Source organism: Rhodohalobacter mucosus (assembly GCF_003150675.1).
In the GTDB taxonomy this organism is placed as follows: Bacteria; Bacteroidota; Rhodothermia; order Balneolales; family Balneolaceae; genus Rhodohalobacter; species Rhodohalobacter mucosus.
In genome coordinates, this window is sequence record NZ_QGGB01000008.1 from 36,707 (window position 1) to 53,669 (window position 16,963).

Here is a 16,963-nt window from a genome sequence, read left to right on the forward strand (position 1 = left end):
GAAACCAGGTATGATTAAAGTAAGCGTATTTTATCCAAACGAGGAAGGCAAAACGTTTGATATGGCCTACTACCTTGACAAACATGTACCATTGGTGTCAAAAACGCTGGGGGCAGCACTCAAGGATTCAAGTTATGAAAAGGGACTTGCCGCAACGGAACCGGATACACCTGCACCATATGTGGCCATCGCCAGCCTGTACTTCGAGTCGATGGAAGAGTTCGGAAAAGCTTTTGAACAAGCTGCACCGACTTTGATGGCCGACCTGCCCAACTTTACCGATATCGAGCCGGTTGGCCAGATCAGCGAAGTGATGGGTTAAAGAGCCTATTTTTAAATTTCACACAAAAAGTGAGTCTTCATGATTGCAAAATCCATCAAAGGTAAATCACCTGATGAGATTCAGGTTTCTCTGGAAAAGAGCATGAGCGACGGGTTTTCACCCACTCTGGCGATTGTGTTTTTGTCTGTATCGCAAGACAGACAGGCCGTTTCCAAACTGCTGGACCAAAAAGGGGTTGCCGTTTTTGGTTCTACCACGAACGGAGAGTTTACCGACGAAACGCCGGAGTCAAAATCAATTGCCATACTGCTTCTTGATATGAAGCCTGAACAATTCCGTATTTATCATTGTGAGTTTGAGTCAGACAATTATCGGAAATCTGCAGGTAAACTTGCCAGGGAGGCAAAAAACGAATTTTCTGAGGTCGGTTTTCTCCTGGCAATCAGTCACGCTGCAACGGACGGTGAACAGGTGCTGCTGGGGCTGCAGGATGTTGCCGGTGAGAATATCAATGCATTTGGAGGAGCGGCCGGGGATGATTATCAATTTGAGGAAACGTTTGTTTTTACCAACGGCTGGGAAAGCAATAAAGGAATGGTCTTGATTGCAATCGATGAGTCAAAAATAAAGATGAAAGGAATAGCCACATGTGGCTGGAAAGCTGTCGGTACGGAAAAGACCGTAACCAAAAGCGAGGGTAATCACGTATTTACTATCGACGGATCTCCTGCACTCGATATTACCACAAAATATGGGGGACTTGAAAATGTCACGCCCGATAATAAAGACTTGCTCATGGAACTTGCTGCCAATTTTCCATTGCAATTACAGCGTGAAATGGGTGATCCGGTGATGCGGCCTCCATTGGTAGTTGACTGGGATGATCACTCCTACTACACCAGCGGCACGGTACCGCAGGGGTCGAAAATCCGTTTTTCCGTTCCTCCGGACTGGGATGTGATGGAAAAGGTGGTGAAAGGTGTACAAAACCTGAAGAACACAGAAATGCCTGAAGCTGATGCCCTTGTCGTGTTCAGCTGCGCTGGACGAATACTCTCATTTGGACCCATGATGAATGTCGAAATTGAAGGCATTAAGGAAGTCTGGAATGTGCCCTTGGCGGGCATGTTTTCAAACGCTGAACTGGGCAGGATGTCGGGCGGAAATCTGGAAATGCATAATCTGACAACCTGCTGCGTGGCATTAATGGAAAAATAGTTGAAAGACCTGCCGAATTTTATAAACATGAAACGGGTAATACGATTCATGGGATCACTACTTAACACCATCGGGTTATATGAAAGCTAAAACCATAAAAGGGGAGTCCACAAAAAACATTCAATCAGCCCTGGATCAAATTATGGCAGACGGCTTCAGGCCTTCTTTAGCCATCGTATTTATGTCCGTTAAACAAGACATTGAAGCTGTTTCCGGAATACTAGACGAAAAAAAAATACAGATTTTCGGTGCGACTACGGCGGGTGAATTTATTGATGGTGAAATCGAGGAAGGCAGTATCGCCATGATGTTAATCGATCTGAATCCGGCTTATTTTAAGCTGGAATTTATTGAAATAGACCAGGAAAATACCGTTGAAGACGCAAGAGAACTGGGTGTACTTGGGAAAAGTACTTTTCAGAATCCGGCCTTAATAATCGCCACCGGAGGTATATATATTGATGGCGATCACATTATGCACGGCATTACAAAAGGCTTCGGAGAACCTGTTTCGCCGGTTAAAGGAGAAGCAACCCTGTTTGGAGGTATGGCAGGAGACGATTTAATAGCTGAAAAACCCATTGTTTTTACCAATGGGAAAAGTAAAGACAACGCATTGCTGGCTCTTATAATTGACGAAGACAAAGTAGATGTTAGAGGCATAGCCTCCTGTGGATGGAATGCCATTGGCACGACGAAAACTGTGACAAAAAGCAAAGGCAATATTGTCTACACCATAGATGATAAACCTGCATTGGACATGCTAATGAAATATCTTGGAGTTGAGGTGAAACAAGAAGATGAAAAGGGCATCGTTGCATTTCTTAATTCCTGGTATTATCCCCTGCAATTGGAACGTGACAATGGAGATACCGTGATTCGTGCCACCAGATTTGCCAATAATGACGACCGTTCGCTGATTTGTACAGGAAGTGTGCCTCAGGGGTCCAAGATCAAATTTGCGTTTCCTCCGGATTTTGATGCCATAGAAACCGTTGTTTCTGAATGTGCCGGTATCAAAGATGATGCAGAACAACAAGCCGATGCATTGATTATGTTCTCATGTGTAAGCAGACATTTATCCTTTGGAGAGTTAATTAAAGAGGAAATAGAACAGGTACAACATATCTGGGATGCACCTATGGCCGGTTTTTTTACATATGGCGAATATGGAAAATCAAAAATCGGCAACAATGAATTTCATAACAACGCCTGCTGCGTGGTAGCGCTAAAAGAGAAGTAATTGAATCCACACCTCAAACATATCATCGAACTTCTGGATAAAACAGAATCACTTTCTGACGAACAGAAAGAAGAGATAGTTGGATCATTGAAAAGTGCCGATAAAGAGCTGACGATCCTGGAATTCAAGCTCGACCGCACGGAGAAAGTAAAGCGAACCACCGCCATTCTTCTGGAAGAGACCATCGAAGAGCTCGAACAAAAGCGAAGAGCGATTGAAGAGGCCATGTCTGAACTCAAAGCCACGCAGGATCAGCTGGTGCAACAGGAAAAGCTGGCTTCTCTTGGACAGTTGACGGCCGGCATCGCGCACGAAATCAAAAACCCGCTCAATTTTGTGAATAATTTTTCGGATGTGAGTATTGAGCTCATTGAGGAAGCGAGGGAGGAGCTGGTTGAGGAAGTGAAAAGGCAGACGTCAGACGTGAGACGTGAGACGGGAAAGTCCCCCTTCGAAGGGGGAAGTGAGCAGGGGGAGGAAGAGGAGTCAACCGGTGACCAAAATCTCTCCACTATCCTCGAAATCCTCGACGACGTCAAACTTAATCTGAAAAAAATCCACGAGCACGGGACCCGCGCCGATTCCATCGTGAAATCCATGTTGCAGCACTCCCGCGGCGGGGATGGCAAGCCGGAGCCGACCGACCTCAATGCCCTGCTAAAAGAGTACGTCAATCTCGCCTTCCACGGTATGCGTGCCGGCTCCGAGCCAATTAATGTAGATATTGTTCTTAATCTGGACGAATCCATCGATGAGGTCCCGCTGATTGCCGAAGACTTCAGCCGGGTCATTTTGAACCTGTGTAATAATGCATTTGATGCGATGAGGGAGAAAGAGAAGCAGTCAGCCGGCAGCGCTCAGCCGTCAGACACGTACACCCCTAAACTCACTATACAAACCCAAAAATCCGGCAGCTCCGTAACCATCGAAATCGAAGACAACGGCCCTGGGATTCCCCTCGAAATTAAAGACAAAATTCTTCAGCCGTTTTTCACCACTAAGAAGGGTAAGGAGGGAACCGGGCTGGGGCTTTCAATTACAAATGATATCATAAATGCCCATGGCGGGTCCCTCCAAATTCTTTCGGAAAGAGATCAGTTCACAAAATTTATTATTACATTAATACTTAAATAATGGGAAAAACTATGAAATTCTTGGTTGTGGACGATGAGCAGGATGTGGAGATGCTGTTCAGACAAAAATTCCGTAAAGAAATACGAAAGGGGCTGGTAGAGATTGAATTTGCATTTTCGGGGGATGAGGCCATTGAAATTCTAAAGAGCAACGATCCGCCTGAGGTAGTCTATATTTTTTCCGATATCAACATGCCGGGAATGTCAGGACTTGAACTGCTTGAAAAAGTAACCGAAGAGTTTCCCAATATTAAAGTGAGTATGATCTCTGCCTACGGAGATCAGGACAACTACAACAGAGCAATAGAGTCCGGGGCCAAAGCATTTTTTACCAAGCCAATCGACTTTAATTCCCTGAAGGAAGAAGTATACCAGCACATCGATGAATAATACCTCTTGTTAAACAAAGCAACCATGAGACAACACAAAATTCTAGTAGTAGACGATGAGCCGGATCTGCAAATGCTGATGCTCCAAAAATTCAGGTCCAAGGTTCGCTCCCAGGAGTATGAATTCTTTTTTGCGGAAGACGGCCGTGAAGCACTGAACAAGCTGGAAGAAAATCCGGACCTGAACCTGATTCTTAGCGACATCAATATGCCCAAGATGGACGGGCTCACGTTGCTCACCGAGCTTCAGCAACTCGAACGATTCGACATTAAAACCGTTATGGTGTCGGCTTACGGTGATATGGAGAATATTCGAACAGCCATGAACCGCGGAGCCTACGATTTTGTAACCAAGCCTATCGATTTTACGGATCTTGAAAAGACCATCGAAAAAACACTTCGGGAGGTGAACCAGTACCTTAAGGCAAAAGAGATGGAGGAACAGCTCGAATCCCTGAATTATGACCTGGACATGGCTGCCAGAATTCAGCAGAAACTACTTCATCAGGATTTTCCCGTTTTCCCCGCTGACAGCCGGTTCAATATATTTGCAAACATGATTGCCGCTAAACACGTTGGCGGTGACTTTTATGACTTTTTCAAATTTGACGATGATCATCTCTCCTTCTTTATCGGCGACGTGGCCGGAAAAGGGATGCCCGCAGCCATCTACATGGCTGTATGCCGAACCATGCTGAAAGCGATCGGATCGGAAGTGAAAGACCCGGCCGAGTGTATTACCAAGGTGAATAATATGCTCATCCCCGAAAGCGATATTTCCACTTTTGTGACCGTTTTTTACGGACTTCTGAATATTAAAACCGGAAAACTGTCCTACTGCAACGGCGGCCATAACCTGCCCTATATCCTCCGCTCGGATGGAACCGTAGATGAGCTTAATAATGTTGGCGGACTGCTTTTGGGCAAATTTGAGGATGCCCCCTACGATCAGGACAGCATTGATCTTCATCCGGGAGATAGCATTGTCACCTTTACGGACGGTGTAACCGAAGCGGAGAATGAAAATCAGGAGTATTACGACGAGGAACGGCTAATCAGGTACCTGGAAAACAAATCTTCCAAAAACCTTGGATCGCTTGTCAAAGGCCTGTTCCTTGAGGTAATGAAATTCTCCGGGACAGCTATACAGTCAGACGATATTACCGTCTTATCTGTTCAGTACCAGGGTACGGAAGCGGCTGAAGAAGAAAAAGAAGACTGATTCGAAACCCGGATTAGTCCTGATACGCAGCAACGGCCTCGTCAACATTTTTGTAATGATCAAACACCGTGATCAGCTTGGTAACCATCAGCAGGCTCTCAATCCGGTCTGATGCTCCGCAGATTTTCAGGTCACCGCCCGCTTTTCTCAGGGTAGTCAGAGAAGTTATCAGAACGCCAAGCCCAGATGAATTCATAAACTTTACCTTGCTAAGATCTCCCACTACGTTGGTCTTGTCTTTCTCAATCAGGCTTTTTATTTCATCGTGAAAAGCCGTTGCAGCCGGCCCTCCCATCACATTCCCTTTAAGTGTAAGAATTACTGTATTATACCTTTCAGAAACCGAATATTTCATGATGTACCCCTGTAAACCTTGGTGTTATGATTTTTTGAACCACATGAATCGTGCCTGAACTAAATAACAAAATATTTTTTCATATGCTCCTATAAATTCTTCCTTACTGAAAAATCCGCACCCTTTCCGAACTCATCAGACACCATCCCTTTGTTTCATCAGCTCTATATCAAATCCAGTATCCATGTCGCTTTGGCTGTTACTGCTTTTACAGTGATTACGATGCTGGAATTTAACCTCCCCATATCTGCAGCACTGCTCTTTTTTATCTTTTTTTGTACCGTTGTAGCATACAACGGGATCAAATACCTGTACATTCTCAAAAATCTCACCCGCCCGTTCAGCACCGGCATGGTTTCCATTGGAGCCATTTCGCTTTTTTCACTTTTAGGTGCCGCCGTTTCAGCACGTTTTATCAATCCAGTGGCCCTGGCAGCATCAGTCATCCCCGGGTTTCTTTCAGTATCCTATGCCCTGCCGCTCCACCGCAGGCTTAAAGGACTTCGCCAGGTTTATGGGCTTAAAATTTTTGTGATCGGCCTGGTTTGGGCTTTTGTTACGGTTCTGCTTCCCTTTGCGCAAACACACGGATCTGCATTTCCGGATCCCGAAATCCTTGCTGCGTTTCTGCAGCGACTCCTGTTTGTTATTGCGCTGACTATTCCGTTTGATATTCGCGATAGAGCCAGTGATCCCGAGTCTCTTGGCACGATTCCCATGATCTTCGGCAACCGTAACGCTATCCTTTTAGGCAGTTCCCTTCTGTTTGTATCACTATTGATAGAACTGCTTTTTCGGGAAAACCCGTTACCCGAAGTGATGCTGCACACGCTGATAATTTTATTGACGGGTGGACTACTCTGGAAATCAATTCACCGCCATACGGATAATCTTGCCTCGTTCTGGGTCGAGGGCATTCCCATACTATGGGTTCTATTGTTTCTCTTGCTTCGTTTTCTCAATCCGTAATTTCAGAAATGATCGGATTGGGAATCTCAATGATGAGATTTTTGGTGCCGGTAATCAATAAGTTATTAGACTCACATCTTTATAAATGCATGACAGCCGGTTTCAAAAGTTCTGCAATTTTGCTTTAATTGAATTCAAATACAGAACCTTTTTAAAGAACTGTTATGCGGAAAAAAATTCTGACCTACGATAATGATGAAATACGGGTTACCTACGACATCAAACGCTGCATCCATGCCGCGGAATGCGTGAAAGGACTGCCAACGGTTTTTGATCCGGATAAAAAACCGTGGATACAGCCGGAACATGAATCGGCGGAAAAAATCGCGAACGTAATTGAACGGTGTCCGACCGGTGCGCTTCACTATGAGATGAAGAAATCAGACCAAAGCGAAAAACCGTCATCCAAAAACAGGATCCGGCTGAATGCAGACGGACCGGTCTACTTTTTCGGTGATATTGAAGTACAGGATCATGATGGAAATGTAGTGCTCGAAGACACCCGCTTTGCCCTTTGCCGCTGCGGAGGCTCCGCCAATAAGCCTGCCTGCGACAATTCCCACAAGAAACTGGACTGGAAAGCAGATGCCGGTGCAGATAAATCAAAAATGCCCGAAGCTGAAAGTGATCAGCACGAAAGGCTCCTGGTAAAGCTGATGAAAAACGGACCCGCTATTCTAGGGGGTACTTATACGATGGAATCTAGTGAAATCGGGGAAGTAACATCCGATAGGGGCGTGGCACTTTGCCGCTGCGGGGCTTCATCAACCAAACCGTTTTGTGACGGATCGCATAAAGACGTAGGATTTGAAGGATAAGTCCATCGTATAACCGCATAGAGTAATGAGATGTTTAAGCCTTATGCATTGTTAGCATCAGCTCATATGCACACAACATGATCAAGGGTTCAAAGTGAAAGCTAAAACTCAACTACTTACCGGAGCAGTATTGATGGCGCTGGCTGTTGGGTTTGGTGCATTTGGTGCACATGTGGTTGAAGGGATTTTAACGCCCGAACGTTTTGACGTTTATCAAACCGCTGTTCAGTATCACTTTTATCATGCACTGGGGCTGCTACTCATCGGGGCCGTCTCACTCTATATCGGAGAATCAACATGGTTCTCAAGAAGCGGCTACTGCCTTCTGGCCGGAGTTTGCATCTTTTCCGGCACCCTCTACATGTTGACACTCACCGATACCGGTTGGCTGGGAGCCATTACACCCATTGGCGGAGTGGCATTTATACTGGGATGGGTTTTCTTTGCAATCGGTGTTGCCGCGGAGGCACGGAATCAAGTGTGATAAGGAAAACTGACGGCAGACGGAGGACCGAAGACCGGGGAGCAGCCCCCTTTTACAACTCCACTGGGCTCTTGATTAAGGCAGGGGCCTTCTGCCTGTTCGCTAAGCTTCGGCAAACTCACAATGATTTCACTCTGGCACCACACTGCGCTCTCAGCGCATCCACCGCGCCCCCTGCGGTTATACCTGGTCGATATGTAGTTAGGGAAAAGCTGACGGCAGGCGGAGGATCGTGTCAATCACATCAAAATTCCGACGTCAGCCGTCTGACATTTGACGTTTAACGTCTTCCCCTTGCCTCCAGGGATTAATTGGACAAATCTTCCCAATTTGAGTTAATTGAAAGAAAAATGTCAAATCACCTGAATCATGAAAAAATCAACCCTGTTTATTCTGCCTGTCATCTTTTTGTTCATTCCGAATCAGCTTCTTGCACAAAATGAAGTGGAGCGTGAGCGGCTTTCCCTGCAAGGCTTGCAGGAGTTCGGCTTTACGGCAAACATCGAAGGAAGCCGCGATGTGGCAGACAGTGAGGAGCTCACCCCCTCGGTAATCCGGCAGCAGTCTGTGAACCGGCTCATCGAATCGGGTATCCGTTATGTTTCGGATGAGGAAGTACGCTCATCTGCCGACATCCCTTTTCTCTACATGCACATCAACACCATGCAGCTGGAGAACGGCCTGGTTCCCTTCTCAATACAGCTCAGGCTTTATCAGCCCGTAAAACTTTCTCTGAACCGCGACCTGCAGACTTCAGCCAGCACCTGGGAAAACGGGATGGTAGGGATTGTTTCATACGACAGGCTTGCTACCATAAACCGTGCGGCCGACGACCTGCTGCAGGATTTTATTGACGACTACAAGAGGGCCAATCCGGGGTTGCGATAAAATATTTTTACATACCGGGCATGTGCCGATAAATATCTACTCCCTACCTTATCTGCATGAGCAATGTGCACAAAATTCTTTTCATTTTACTGATTTCTTCTGCCTGGCTATCCGCCTTCACAGCTCTTCATGCAGAACAGGCAATACAGCCAGGTGAGTCCGATAGCGACTACACCATTCGGGCATACAGGCTCCCGGAAGATGAATCCATGAGGCTCGACGGATTGCTTACCGAGTCTTTCTGGAAAAATGTACCGGCTATAACGAATTTCACACAGCAGGACCCACAGGAGGGCGGCCAACCCACTCAGAAGACGGAAATCTATGTCGCATACGATGAGTCCAATCTTTACATCGGTGCCATGCTCTACGACAGCTCACCGGATCAGATACTGGCCTATCAAAAGCGCCGTGATCAGGGACTGGGAGCCGATGACCGTTTTATGTGGATTTTGGACACCTTTAACAGTGGGCGGAATGCATATTTTTTTGAAACAAACCCGGCTGCGCTGAGAGGTGACGGCCTATTGACAGTTGGTCAGGGCAGAAACCTGAATAAGGCCTGGGACGGCATCTGGGACGTCAGAACAAATATCAGTGATGAAGGGTGGTCGGTTGAAGTGGTTATTCCATTCAGATCCCTCGACTTTGATCCTCAGAATTCAACATGGGGCATCAACTTTCAGCGAACCGTTCGCAGGGATAACGAAGAAATCTTGTGGGCGGGGTGGAGAAGAAACCAGGGGCTCTTCAGGCCACAGAACGCAGGCTTGCTGACGGGAATAACAGGTATTTCCCAGGGTTTGGGACTTGAAGTGAAACCATATTTTACCGCTAACAGGAACGTCTCTCAACCTTTAAATGAAGCCAAATTTACAGACTCATCCGCAGATGCCGGATTTGATGTTTCATACAGCTTTACTCCCAGTATCCGGGCTTCATTAACCATCAATACCGATTTTGCTGAAACGGAGGTGGATCAGCGGCGGGTCAATCTAACGCGTTTTCCGCTTCGATTTCCTGAGCAGCGGGATTTTTTCCTGGAAGGATCCGGCATTTTCAGTTTTGCACCTGCAAGCGGCATCGAACCTTTTTTCAGCCGCCGCATTGGCCTTTCGGGGGGACAGCCTGTTCCTATAACCGGCGGACTGCGCATTTTAGGCCGTGAAGGAAATACAAATCTTGGTTTTTATCAGATTCGCACAGCCGAGAATGATTTTACCCCAGCAGAAGATTTTACTGCTGCAAGAATATCGCAGAACATTTTTTCCGAGAGCTCGGTGGGCCTGATTTACACGCGCCGCGGTTCCTCAGATAATGGTGCAGGTGAAACCGGTCATACTCTGGGTACAGACCTTGAACTTGGCACATCATCATTTTTAGGAGATAAAAATCTTCAGTTCCAGGCCTTTTTCGTATGGCATAACCGGGGAAGCCAGGTATCATCAAGTGATTTCCTGGATCGTACCAGTCGCGGAGTTCGGCTCAGTTATCCAAACTTCCCATTTTCAGGTTCCGTCTCATACAGAGAGTTTGGATCTGCCTTTGACCCTGAAGTTGGTTTTACGCCACGCAACGGGTTCCGAAGGCTCCAGCCTAACGCAAACTACAGATGGGTGTTTCCGGATAACAGAATACTTAGACAGTGGGAAGTGGGAGTACGATATGAGTATCTTACAAACCTCGATTTCGAACCGGAAACCATTGTATACAGATTTACTCCTGTTGAGGTGGAGTTTGAAAGCGGTGAACAGATTCAATTCAGTGTTGAAAGAAATTTCGAACAGATCTTTGAAAGCTTTGATATTCTTCGCGATGGAACGGTGATCATTCTGCCGGGCGAATACACGAATTGGGGATTACGGACAGAATTCAACACAGCCAGGTTTCGAAAGATTTCAGGGGGCATCGAGTACAACTACGAGGGTTTCTGGACCGGTACACGTGATGGACTTCAGCTGCGGGGTACCGTTCGTCCCTACCGGGGATTTAACCTCTCTGGCAGTTGGTCGCGAAGCCATGTAGAGCTTCCCGGCGGCACCTCTTTCACCACCAACCTTTTTGTATTTCGCAGCAATCTGGATTTTACGCCCGACATTGCCTTTACACAGATACTACAGTATGATGATGTCAGTGATCTGGTTGGTTTCTACAACCGGTTCAGATGGACGCTCACACCGGGCTCCGATCTTTTTCTTGTATATACAAGAAACTGGATCGATACCGGTAACCGGCTTCAGGCAATTGAATCCCGGGCAGCTGTAAAGCTCAATTACACACACCGGTTTTGACAAACACCCTCAACTTCATTCACAGTTCATCCTCATTCACAGTCCATCCTCATCCACAGTTCTACTGTGGATGATCACTGGGCAGCTCCGCTGCCCGGCTCCCAGTCCACCAGTAAGCCAGCACCATGCACATAGAACAATTCCGAAATTTCTGCCTCTCCTTTCCAGGCACCACCGAAGAATTTCCATTTGATGAGCGTACCCTGGTATTCAAGGTAATCGGAAAAATGTTTGCCCTTTGCGATGTAGACCAGTTCGAAAGCATCAACCTGAAATGCGACCCCGTTCAAGCCCTGGAACTGCGCGAAACGTATCCGGGCACGGTTATTCCCGGTTATCACATGAACAAAAAACACTGGAATACGGTATTCATGCAGCACAATCTCCCCGATGATCTGATAATGGAGTGGATCACCGATTCCTACAATCTCGTTGTGGAAGGACTGCCAAAAAAGGATAGGGAGAAGCTATAAGACATGGCATGTCTGTTCAACCCATTACCACCCATTAAGCTCTAAACCCCGATTCGATCCAAAACGCAGACACACCCTGAGTAGACATACCTTGTCTCCTTAACTGGACTTCGACACCCCCAGACATGGTATGTCTATTCAACCCATTACCACCTGTCAAGCTCTAACCCCCGATTCGATCCAAAACGCAGACACACCCTGAACAGACATACCTTGTCTCCTTAACTGGACTTCGACACCCCCAGACATGGTATGTCTGTTCAACTCAATACCGCCCAATCAAACTCTAACCCCTGATTCGATCCATATCTCAGAGCAACATCGAACAGACATACCATGTCTTGTCACCTGCACCATGTACCCTGAACCCTGCAACCTGCGCCCTACCTCAAACATCACAAATCTCAATTCCCTGTCTTAAGGAAGCAATCGCATTGCCGCGCGAAGGAATGAATTCCTGGCCTACATACCCCTCAAATCCGGTCTCTGCGATGGCCCGCATAATCGCCGGATAGTTCAGCTCCTGGGTCTCGTCAATCTCATTGCGGCCGGGCACGCCCCCTGTGTGATAGTGCGCAAAATACTCCCCGAACTCCCGGATCCGGCGGATGATATCGCCCTCCATGATCTGCATGTGGTAGATATCATAGAGAAGTTTAAAGTTTTCGGATCCGAGCCGCCTGCACAGCTCCACACCCCACTCGGTACTGCTGGCCATATAACCGGGATGATCCACCCTTGTATTGAACAGCTCCAGGCAAAGCACCACCCCGTGCCTCTCTGCTTCGCGAAGCACCGGTTTGATACCCTGTTCGAAATTTCGCATGCCTGTTTCGGGGTCCATGCCGTTGGCGTTTCCGCTGAAGCAGATCAGATTTGTGAACCCGGCATCCGCCACCTGGGGGATGACCCGGTTGTAGCTTTCGGCGAGTGACGAATGAAGTCCGGGGTCAATAAATCCGACATCGATTCCCGGTTCGGCCCCGTTGCACATGGGGCAATGGAGATCATATTCTTTAAGTGTGGCCCAGTCGCCCGGGCCCACCAGCTCCAGGCCTTTGATCCCGATCTCATTGCAGACCGCACAGAGTTCATCCAGCGAAAGAGACCCGTATGGCCAGCGGGTAACGGAGTGGTTGATGTTACCTTTCAACTGAATGGGAGATAATCCTTTGGTTGATAATGATATCACGCCGGGCAGTGAAGCCGTACCTGCGGCCAGTCCCATTTTTTTGATCGCTTCGCGTCTTGAAATTCCCATAACCTGTTCCGTTTCCGTCTCTGTTCATTTTAAAATGGTAAGTAAACAGGTTTCGCGGTGAAAATCTACTGAAGCATCCTTCGATTTCTATCCGGATTTTTTCATCAGTCCAAATCCGATCCAGATTGTAGCGGAGACAATCAGTGCGGTAGCTACAAACGGAAGTCCAAATGTTATGGCAAACAGGGCACCTCCCCACGTGGGACCAATCATCCTGCCCAAACCCGATAACCCCTGTGAAGCACCCATCACCGCTCCCACATTGTCGTCGTTAGCTTCCTTCGAGATCAGGCTTGTGATGGTTGGCGTATTCAGGCTCTTGCCCGCAGCCATCAGGCCCAGGAACAGGGCCAGCGTAAGCATGCTGTTTGCGAAAGGAATGAGCCCAAGCCCGATCACCATCATCACGTTCCCGGCAATGAACAGCTTCTCTTCTGAAAAGACGTTAGTCAGTGGTTTGATCAGGAATCCCTGCACCACAACCGCAATGATCCCGATGTAGAAGAACTGGACGCCCACCTGTTCGGCGGTCATCCCCAGTTCAGACTCCGCAAACAGCGGAAATGCGCTGTAAAGACTCGACTCACCGAATGAAAGAAGAAAAAAACCGACGATGAGCGGAATCAGAAATCCACGCGCCGACTGCCCTTTCTGTTCCGATAACAGCCTCCAGAATCGCGGGGTAAACACACTGGGGCGCCGGAACTCACCCGTTCGCTCTTTGGTCGTATCAACCGTTTCAGGCAGCTTGAACAGCACCATCAGAAAGCTGCAAAAAGAGAGAAAAGCCGCAAAAAAACCGGGTAGAGCAAACCGGTTTGTGCTCATCCACTCTGCAAATTCCGTAAATCCAATGCTGGCAACAAATTCATGAAAAGCGGGGTGTATCAAACCAGTGGCGGTTGCCGGACCGATGACAAAACCGATCCCGAAAGCAGCCCCGATCAGTCCCATACCCCTGGCGCGGTTCTCGCTGTCGGTGACGTCGGCGATATAGGCTTGGGCTGTGGAGATATTTCCCCCCATCATCCCGGCTACGATACGTGACAAAAACAGAACGCCCACCGATTCTGCCAGTCCGAATATAATGTACGCAATGACTGCCCCAAAGGTACTCAACAGCATGATGGGGCGCCGGCCGATGCGATCGCTCCAGCTCCCCCAGATGGGAGAAAAAATCAGCTGCATAAATGAATAGACGCTGTACAGCAACCCGATGGTCACGGCCGATGCGGCAAACTCCTTAGCGTAAAAGGGAAGCAGCGGCAGCACGATTCCGAAACCTAGGAGATCGATCATCACCACCAAAAAAACAGTTGCCAGGGCAGGTTTATTCATCAAATGTATTGGATTAAAGACCCGACAAGATAGAGCCTTTGAATGTACATTTCATGAAGAAGATGGAATACAGTTATCCAGACGTCCCAGACATTTCCAGACATGGTATGTCTGTTCAACACAAAACCACCGATCTGACTCTAATCCCCGATTCGATACGAAACGCAGCATATCACAACACAGACATACCATGTCTCCTTAACCCGATCTCTACATCCCAGACATAGTATGCCTCCTCAACTACGACATCACTTTCGCCTTCGCCACCTCAAGGGCTTCATCCGCAGCGGTCAGGGTCGCATCCAGCATCTCATAGGTAAGTGAATTGGCCAGAAACCAGCTTTCAAAAGGCGATGGTGGCAGGTATACACCCCGATTCAGCATTTCATGAAAGAAGATCCTGAACAGCTCCTGGTTCGTGGTGTTCGCTGTGCTAAAGTTTGTGACCGTTTCAGAAGTGAAGAAAATACTGGTCATTGAACCTACACGATGCATATCGTAATCAATTTCATGCTCATTGAGCAACAAACGCATCCGTTTTTCCAGGTATTCGGTCTTTTCCTCCAGTTCCACATAATATTCAGGATGATTCTCAAGTGCTGACAACTGCGCAAGACCTGCACTCATAGCCAGCGGATTGCCTGAAAGCGTGCCCGCCTGGTAAACTGGACCCATTGGAGCCACCACATCCATGATATCTTTTTTGCCGCCGAAAGCTCCCACCGGCAGGCCGCCGCCAATAATTTTTCCGAAAGTAACCAGGTCGGCCCATACATCAAATCGCTCCTGGGCGCCGCCTCTTGCCAAACGAAAACCGGTCATTACTTCATCAAATATCAGAACCGCTTCATGCCGGTTGCAAAGCTCTCTGAGGCCTTCCAGAAAACCCGGCTCCGGCGGAATACAGCCCATATTACCCGCAACGGGCTCCAGGATGATGGCGGCCACATCACCCTTGTTCTCTTTAAGCAGCTTCTCAACGCTTTCCAGGTTGTTATAATCCGCATTCAGAGTATCCTTTGCGGTTCCTTTCGTGACACCCGGACTGCTCGGCTGACCCAAAGTGAGTGCCCCGCTTCCGGCCTTGATCAGAAAGGCATCGCCGTGCCCGTGATAGTTCCCCTCAAACTTGATGATTTTCTCCTTGCCTGTATATCCACGGGCTACCCGGATGGCGCTCATGCACGCCTCGGTACCCGAATTCACCATCCGCACCTTCTCCACATTTGGAACCATGCGCTGCACCAGCTCCGCCATGTTGATCTCAATTTCCGTTGGAGCCCCAAATGATGTGGAATTGAATGATGCATCCTGAACGGCTTTTACCACCGGCGGATAGGCATGCCCCAGAATCATCGGCCCCCAGGAACCCACATAGTCGATATACTCATTGCCGTCCTCATCTGTAATTATCGATCCCTTCGCCTTATTGAAGAAAACCGGAATGCCTCCAACCGATTTAAAAGCCCTGGCCGGAGAGTTCACCCCGCCGGGAATAAATTGCTGTGCCCTGTTGAAAAGAAATTCGCTTTTATTGAGAAGCATAGGTTATTTATAGTCTTGAGTATCAAGTAGTGAGAGATAATCCGCGATCAATCGCTCATGTTCTGCAGAGCAGCAATCCGGTCTTCAAGCGGGGGGTGGGTCATAAACAATGCTTTGATGCCTTTCTTCTTACCGCCCGTAATGCCAAATGCCTGCATCGACTCGGGAAGCTGATTTGGGACCTGCGTCTCGGCTTTCAGCCTCTGAAGCGCACCAATCATACCCTGACGGGTGCCCAGACGTGCACCGGCCTCGTCTGCACGAAATTCTCGTCTGCGCGAAAACCAAAAAACTATTGTGGATGCCAGAATGGCCAGTACGATTTCTGCCGCAATGGTTGTTATAAAATAACCAATCCCCAATCCCTGTTCATTTCGCAGAACAATGCGATCTACTGCAAAACCGACGACTCTGGCCAGAAACATCACAAACGTGTTAACAACACCCTGTATCAGCGCCAGCGTGATCATATCACCGTTGGCCACGTGGCCTACTTCATGCCCCAGAACGGCTTCAATTTCATCCTTATTGAATCGCTGCAGCATGCCTGTACTTACGGCGACCAGCGCCTTGTTTCTGCTGGCTCCCGTTGCAAATGCATTTGCCTGCTGCGCCTGAAAAACACCTACTTCCGGCATGCCGATACCCGCATTATCAGCTTGTCGCTCAATTGTTTTGAACAGCCACTCCTCATCTGAGTTTCGGGGCTTATCTATGATCTGAACCTTCATGGTCCACTTGGCAATCTTTTTCGAGAGCAGCAGGGAGATGAATGAGCCCGCCATACCAAAGACAAAACAGAAAATGAGCAGTGCCTGAAGATCCAGTCCGGTACCCGTTTCATCCAGAAATGAACCCACACCCAGAAGGCTCAGGGTAATGCTGGCTACCACGATGATGGCCAGGTTTGTGCCAAGAAATAATAGTACTCGTTTCATTTTTCGCTATTACGGTTTAGTTGATTCAATATTCTTTATAAAAATCCCCCTCTTGCCTAAGGCATTCCTACGGAGAAAAGGGAAAATGAAACCGAAAGCGCAAAGCGCTATTCGG

General features: G+C 47.9%; 17 protein-coding genes. 12 read left to right on the plus strand and 5 right to left on the minus strand.

Translation table 11 applies throughout. From position 1 onward, the window contains the following. The first annotated feature begins 10 nt into the window (after nt 1-10). From DDZ15_RS11320 to DDZ15_RS11345, 6 genes are all read left to right on the plus strand, one after another. Nucleotides 11-322, plus strand: coding sequence for an EthD family reductase (locus tag DDZ15_RS11320; RefSeq protein WP_109647494.1), 312 nt, complete (start codon nt 11-13; stop codon nt 320-322). Nucleotides 323-361: 39 nt separating this feature from the next. Then, nucleotides 362-1,501, plus strand: a complete 1,140-nt coding sequence (locus tag DDZ15_RS11325; RefSeq protein ID WP_109647221.1) for an FIST signal transduction protein — start codon at nt 362-364, stop codon at nt 1,499-1,501. Between the two features lie 79 nt (nt 1,502-1,580). Continuing rightward, the gene (locus DDZ15_RS11330) at nt 1,581-2,744 is read left to right on the plus strand and encodes an FIST signal transduction protein (protein WP_109647222.1); all 1,164 of its coding nucleotides are present in this window, start codon (nt 1,581-1,583) and stop codon (nt 2,742-2,744) included. Next, the gene (locus DDZ15_RS11335) at nt 2,745-3,878 is read left to right on the plus strand and encodes a sensor histidine kinase (RefSeq protein ID WP_109647223.1); all 1,134 of its coding nucleotides are present in this window, start codon (nt 2,745-2,747) and stop codon (nt 3,876-3,878) included. It begins immediately after the preceding gene. A gap of 11 nt (nt 3,879-3,889) precedes the next feature. Further along, complete coding sequence (locus tag DDZ15_RS11340; RefSeq protein ID WP_109647495.1) at nt 3,890-4,267, plus strand: response regulator transcription factor; 378 nt, start codon at nt 3,890-3,892, stop codon at nt 4,265-4,267. 24 nt (nt 4,268-4,291) lie between these two features. After that, complete coding sequence (locus tag DDZ15_RS11345) at nt 4,292-5,488, plus strand: PP2C family protein-serine/threonine phosphatase (RefSeq protein ID WP_109647224.1); 1,197 nt, start codon at nt 4,292-4,294, stop codon at nt 5,486-5,488. Nucleotides 5,489-5,501: 13 nt separating this feature from the next. Here DDZ15_RS11345 and DDZ15_RS11350 read toward each other — a convergent pair whose 3' ends face one another. Then, the gene (locus tag DDZ15_RS11350; RefSeq protein ID WP_109647225.1) at nt 5,502-5,843 is read right to left on the minus strand and encodes an STAS domain-containing protein; all 342 of its coding nucleotides are present in this window, start codon (nt 5,841-5,843) and stop codon (nt 5,502-5,504) included. A 192-nt stretch (nt 5,844-6,035) separates the two neighbouring features. On the opposite strand from DDZ15_RS11350, the gene DDZ15_RS11355 reads away from it, so the two are divergent. From DDZ15_RS11355 to DDZ15_RS11380, 6 genes are all read left to right on the plus strand, one after another. Next, nucleotides 6,036-6,812, plus strand: coding sequence for a UbiA prenyltransferase family protein (locus DDZ15_RS11355; RefSeq protein ID WP_158278692.1), 777 nt, complete (start codon nt 6,036-6,038; stop codon nt 6,810-6,812). Between the two features lie 164 nt (nt 6,813-6,976). Beyond that, a complete protein-coding gene (locus tag DDZ15_RS11360; protein ID WP_109647227.1) occupies nt 6,977-7,630 on the plus strand; it encodes a CDGSH iron-sulfur domain-containing protein in 654 nt (217 codons plus the stop codon). A 94-nt stretch (nt 7,631-7,724) separates the two neighbouring features. Beyond that, nucleotides 7,725-8,114 (plus strand): DUF423 domain-containing protein, encoded by a 390-nt coding sequence (locus tag DDZ15_RS11365; RefSeq protein WP_242979005.1) that lies wholly within the window; start codon nt 7,725-7,727, stop codon nt 8,112-8,114. A 369-nt stretch (nt 8,115-8,483) separates the two neighbouring features. After that, a complete protein-coding gene (locus DDZ15_RS11370; protein ID WP_109647229.1) occupies nt 8,484-9,002 on the plus strand; it encodes a hypothetical protein in 519 nt (172 codons plus the stop codon). A 56-nt stretch (nt 9,003-9,058) separates the two neighbouring features. After that, nucleotides 9,059-11,293, plus strand: a complete 2,235-nt coding sequence (locus DDZ15_RS11375; protein ID WP_109647230.1) for a carbohydrate binding family 9 domain-containing protein — start codon at nt 9,059-9,061, stop codon at nt 11,291-11,293. Between the two features lie 125 nt (nt 11,294-11,418). Further along, entirely contained in the window at nt 11,419-11,766 is a 348-nt protein-coding gene (locus tag DDZ15_RS11380; protein ID WP_109647231.1) for an MmcQ/YjbR family DNA-binding protein, read from the plus strand. 388 nt (nt 11,767-12,154) lie between these two features. Here the strand turns inward: DDZ15_RS11380 and DDZ15_RS11385 are convergent, their stop codons facing one another. The 4 genes from DDZ15_RS11385 to htpX all read right to left on the minus strand — a co-directional run bounded on the left by DDZ15_RS11385 (nt 12,155) and on the right by htpX (nt 16,848). Further along, nucleotides 12,155-13,027, minus strand: a complete 873-nt coding sequence (locus DDZ15_RS11385) for a hydroxypyruvate isomerase family protein (protein ID WP_109647232.1) — start codon at nt 13,025-13,027, stop codon at nt 12,155-12,157. Between the two features lie 87 nt (nt 13,028-13,114). After that, nucleotides 13,115-14,365, minus strand: coding sequence for an MFS transporter (locus tag DDZ15_RS11390; protein WP_109647233.1), 1,251 nt, complete (start codon nt 14,363-14,365; stop codon nt 13,115-13,117). A gap of 240 nt (nt 14,366-14,605) precedes the next feature. Beyond that, complete coding sequence (gene hemL / locus DDZ15_RS11395) at nt 14,606-15,910, minus strand: glutamate-1-semialdehyde 2,1-aminomutase (protein WP_109647234.1); 1,305 nt, start codon at nt 15,908-15,910, stop codon at nt 14,606-14,608. Between the two features lie 47 nt (nt 15,911-15,957). Continuing rightward, the gene (gene htpX, locus DDZ15_RS11400) at nt 15,958-16,848 is read right to left on the minus strand and encodes a protease HtpX (protein WP_109647235.1); all 891 of its coding nucleotides are present in this window, start codon (nt 16,846-16,848) and stop codon (nt 15,958-15,960) included. Nucleotides 16,849-16,963: the final 115 nt, after the last annotated feature.

Excerpts from the sequence above, each read along its gene's own strand:
- DDZ15_RS11320 (WP_109647494.1), top strand. The coding sequence starts at position 11 with ATGATTAAAGTAAGCGTATTTTATCCAAACGAGGAAGGCAAAACGTTT.
- DDZ15_RS11325 (WP_109647221.1), top strand. The coding sequence starts at position 362 with ATGATTGCAAAATCCATCAAAGGTAAATCACCTGATGAGATTCAGGTT.
- DDZ15_RS11330 (WP_109647222.1), top strand. The coding sequence starts at position 1,581 with ATGAAAGCTAAAACCATAAAAGGGGAGTCCACAAAAAACATTCAATCA.
- DDZ15_RS11340 (WP_109647495.1), top strand. The coding sequence starts at position 3,890 with ATGAAATTCTTGGTTGTGGACGATGAGCAGGATGTGGAGATGCTGTTC.
- DDZ15_RS11345 (WP_109647224.1), top strand. The coding sequence starts at position 4,292 with ATGAGACAACACAAAATTCTAGTAGTAGACGATGAGCCGGATCTGCAA.
- DDZ15_RS11350 (WP_109647225.1), bottom strand. The coding sequence starts at position 5,843 with ATGAAATATTCGGTTTCTGAAAGGTATAATACAGTAATTCTTACACTT.
- DDZ15_RS11360 (WP_109647227.1), top strand. The coding sequence starts at position 6,977 with ATGCGGAAAAAAATTCTGACCTACGATAATGATGAAATACGGGTTACC.
- DDZ15_RS11370 (WP_109647229.1), top strand. The coding sequence starts at position 8,484 with ATGAAAAAATCAACCCTGTTTATTCTGCCTGTCATCTTTTTGTTCATT.
- DDZ15_RS11375 (WP_109647230.1), top strand. The coding sequence starts at position 9,059 with ATGAGCAATGTGCACAAAATTCTTTTCATTTTACTGATTTCTTCTGCC.
- DDZ15_RS11380 (WP_109647231.1), top strand. The coding sequence starts at position 11,419 with ATGCACATAGAACAATTCCGAAATTTCTGCCTCTCCTTTCCAGGCACC.
- DDZ15_RS11385 (WP_109647232.1), bottom strand. The coding sequence starts at position 13,027 with ATGGGAATTTCAAGACGCGAAGCGATCAAAAAAATGGGACTGGCCGCA.
- DDZ15_RS11390 (WP_109647233.1), bottom strand. The coding sequence starts at position 14,365 with ATGAATAAACCTGCCCTGGCAACTGTTTTTTTGGTGGTGATGATCGAT.
- hemL (WP_109647234.1), bottom strand. The coding sequence starts at position 15,910 with ATGCTTCTCAATAAAAGCGAATTTCTTTTCAACAGGGCACAGCAATTT.
- htpX (WP_109647235.1), bottom strand. The coding sequence starts at position 16,848 with ATGAAACGAGTACTATTATTTCTTGGCACAAACCTGGCCATCATCGTG.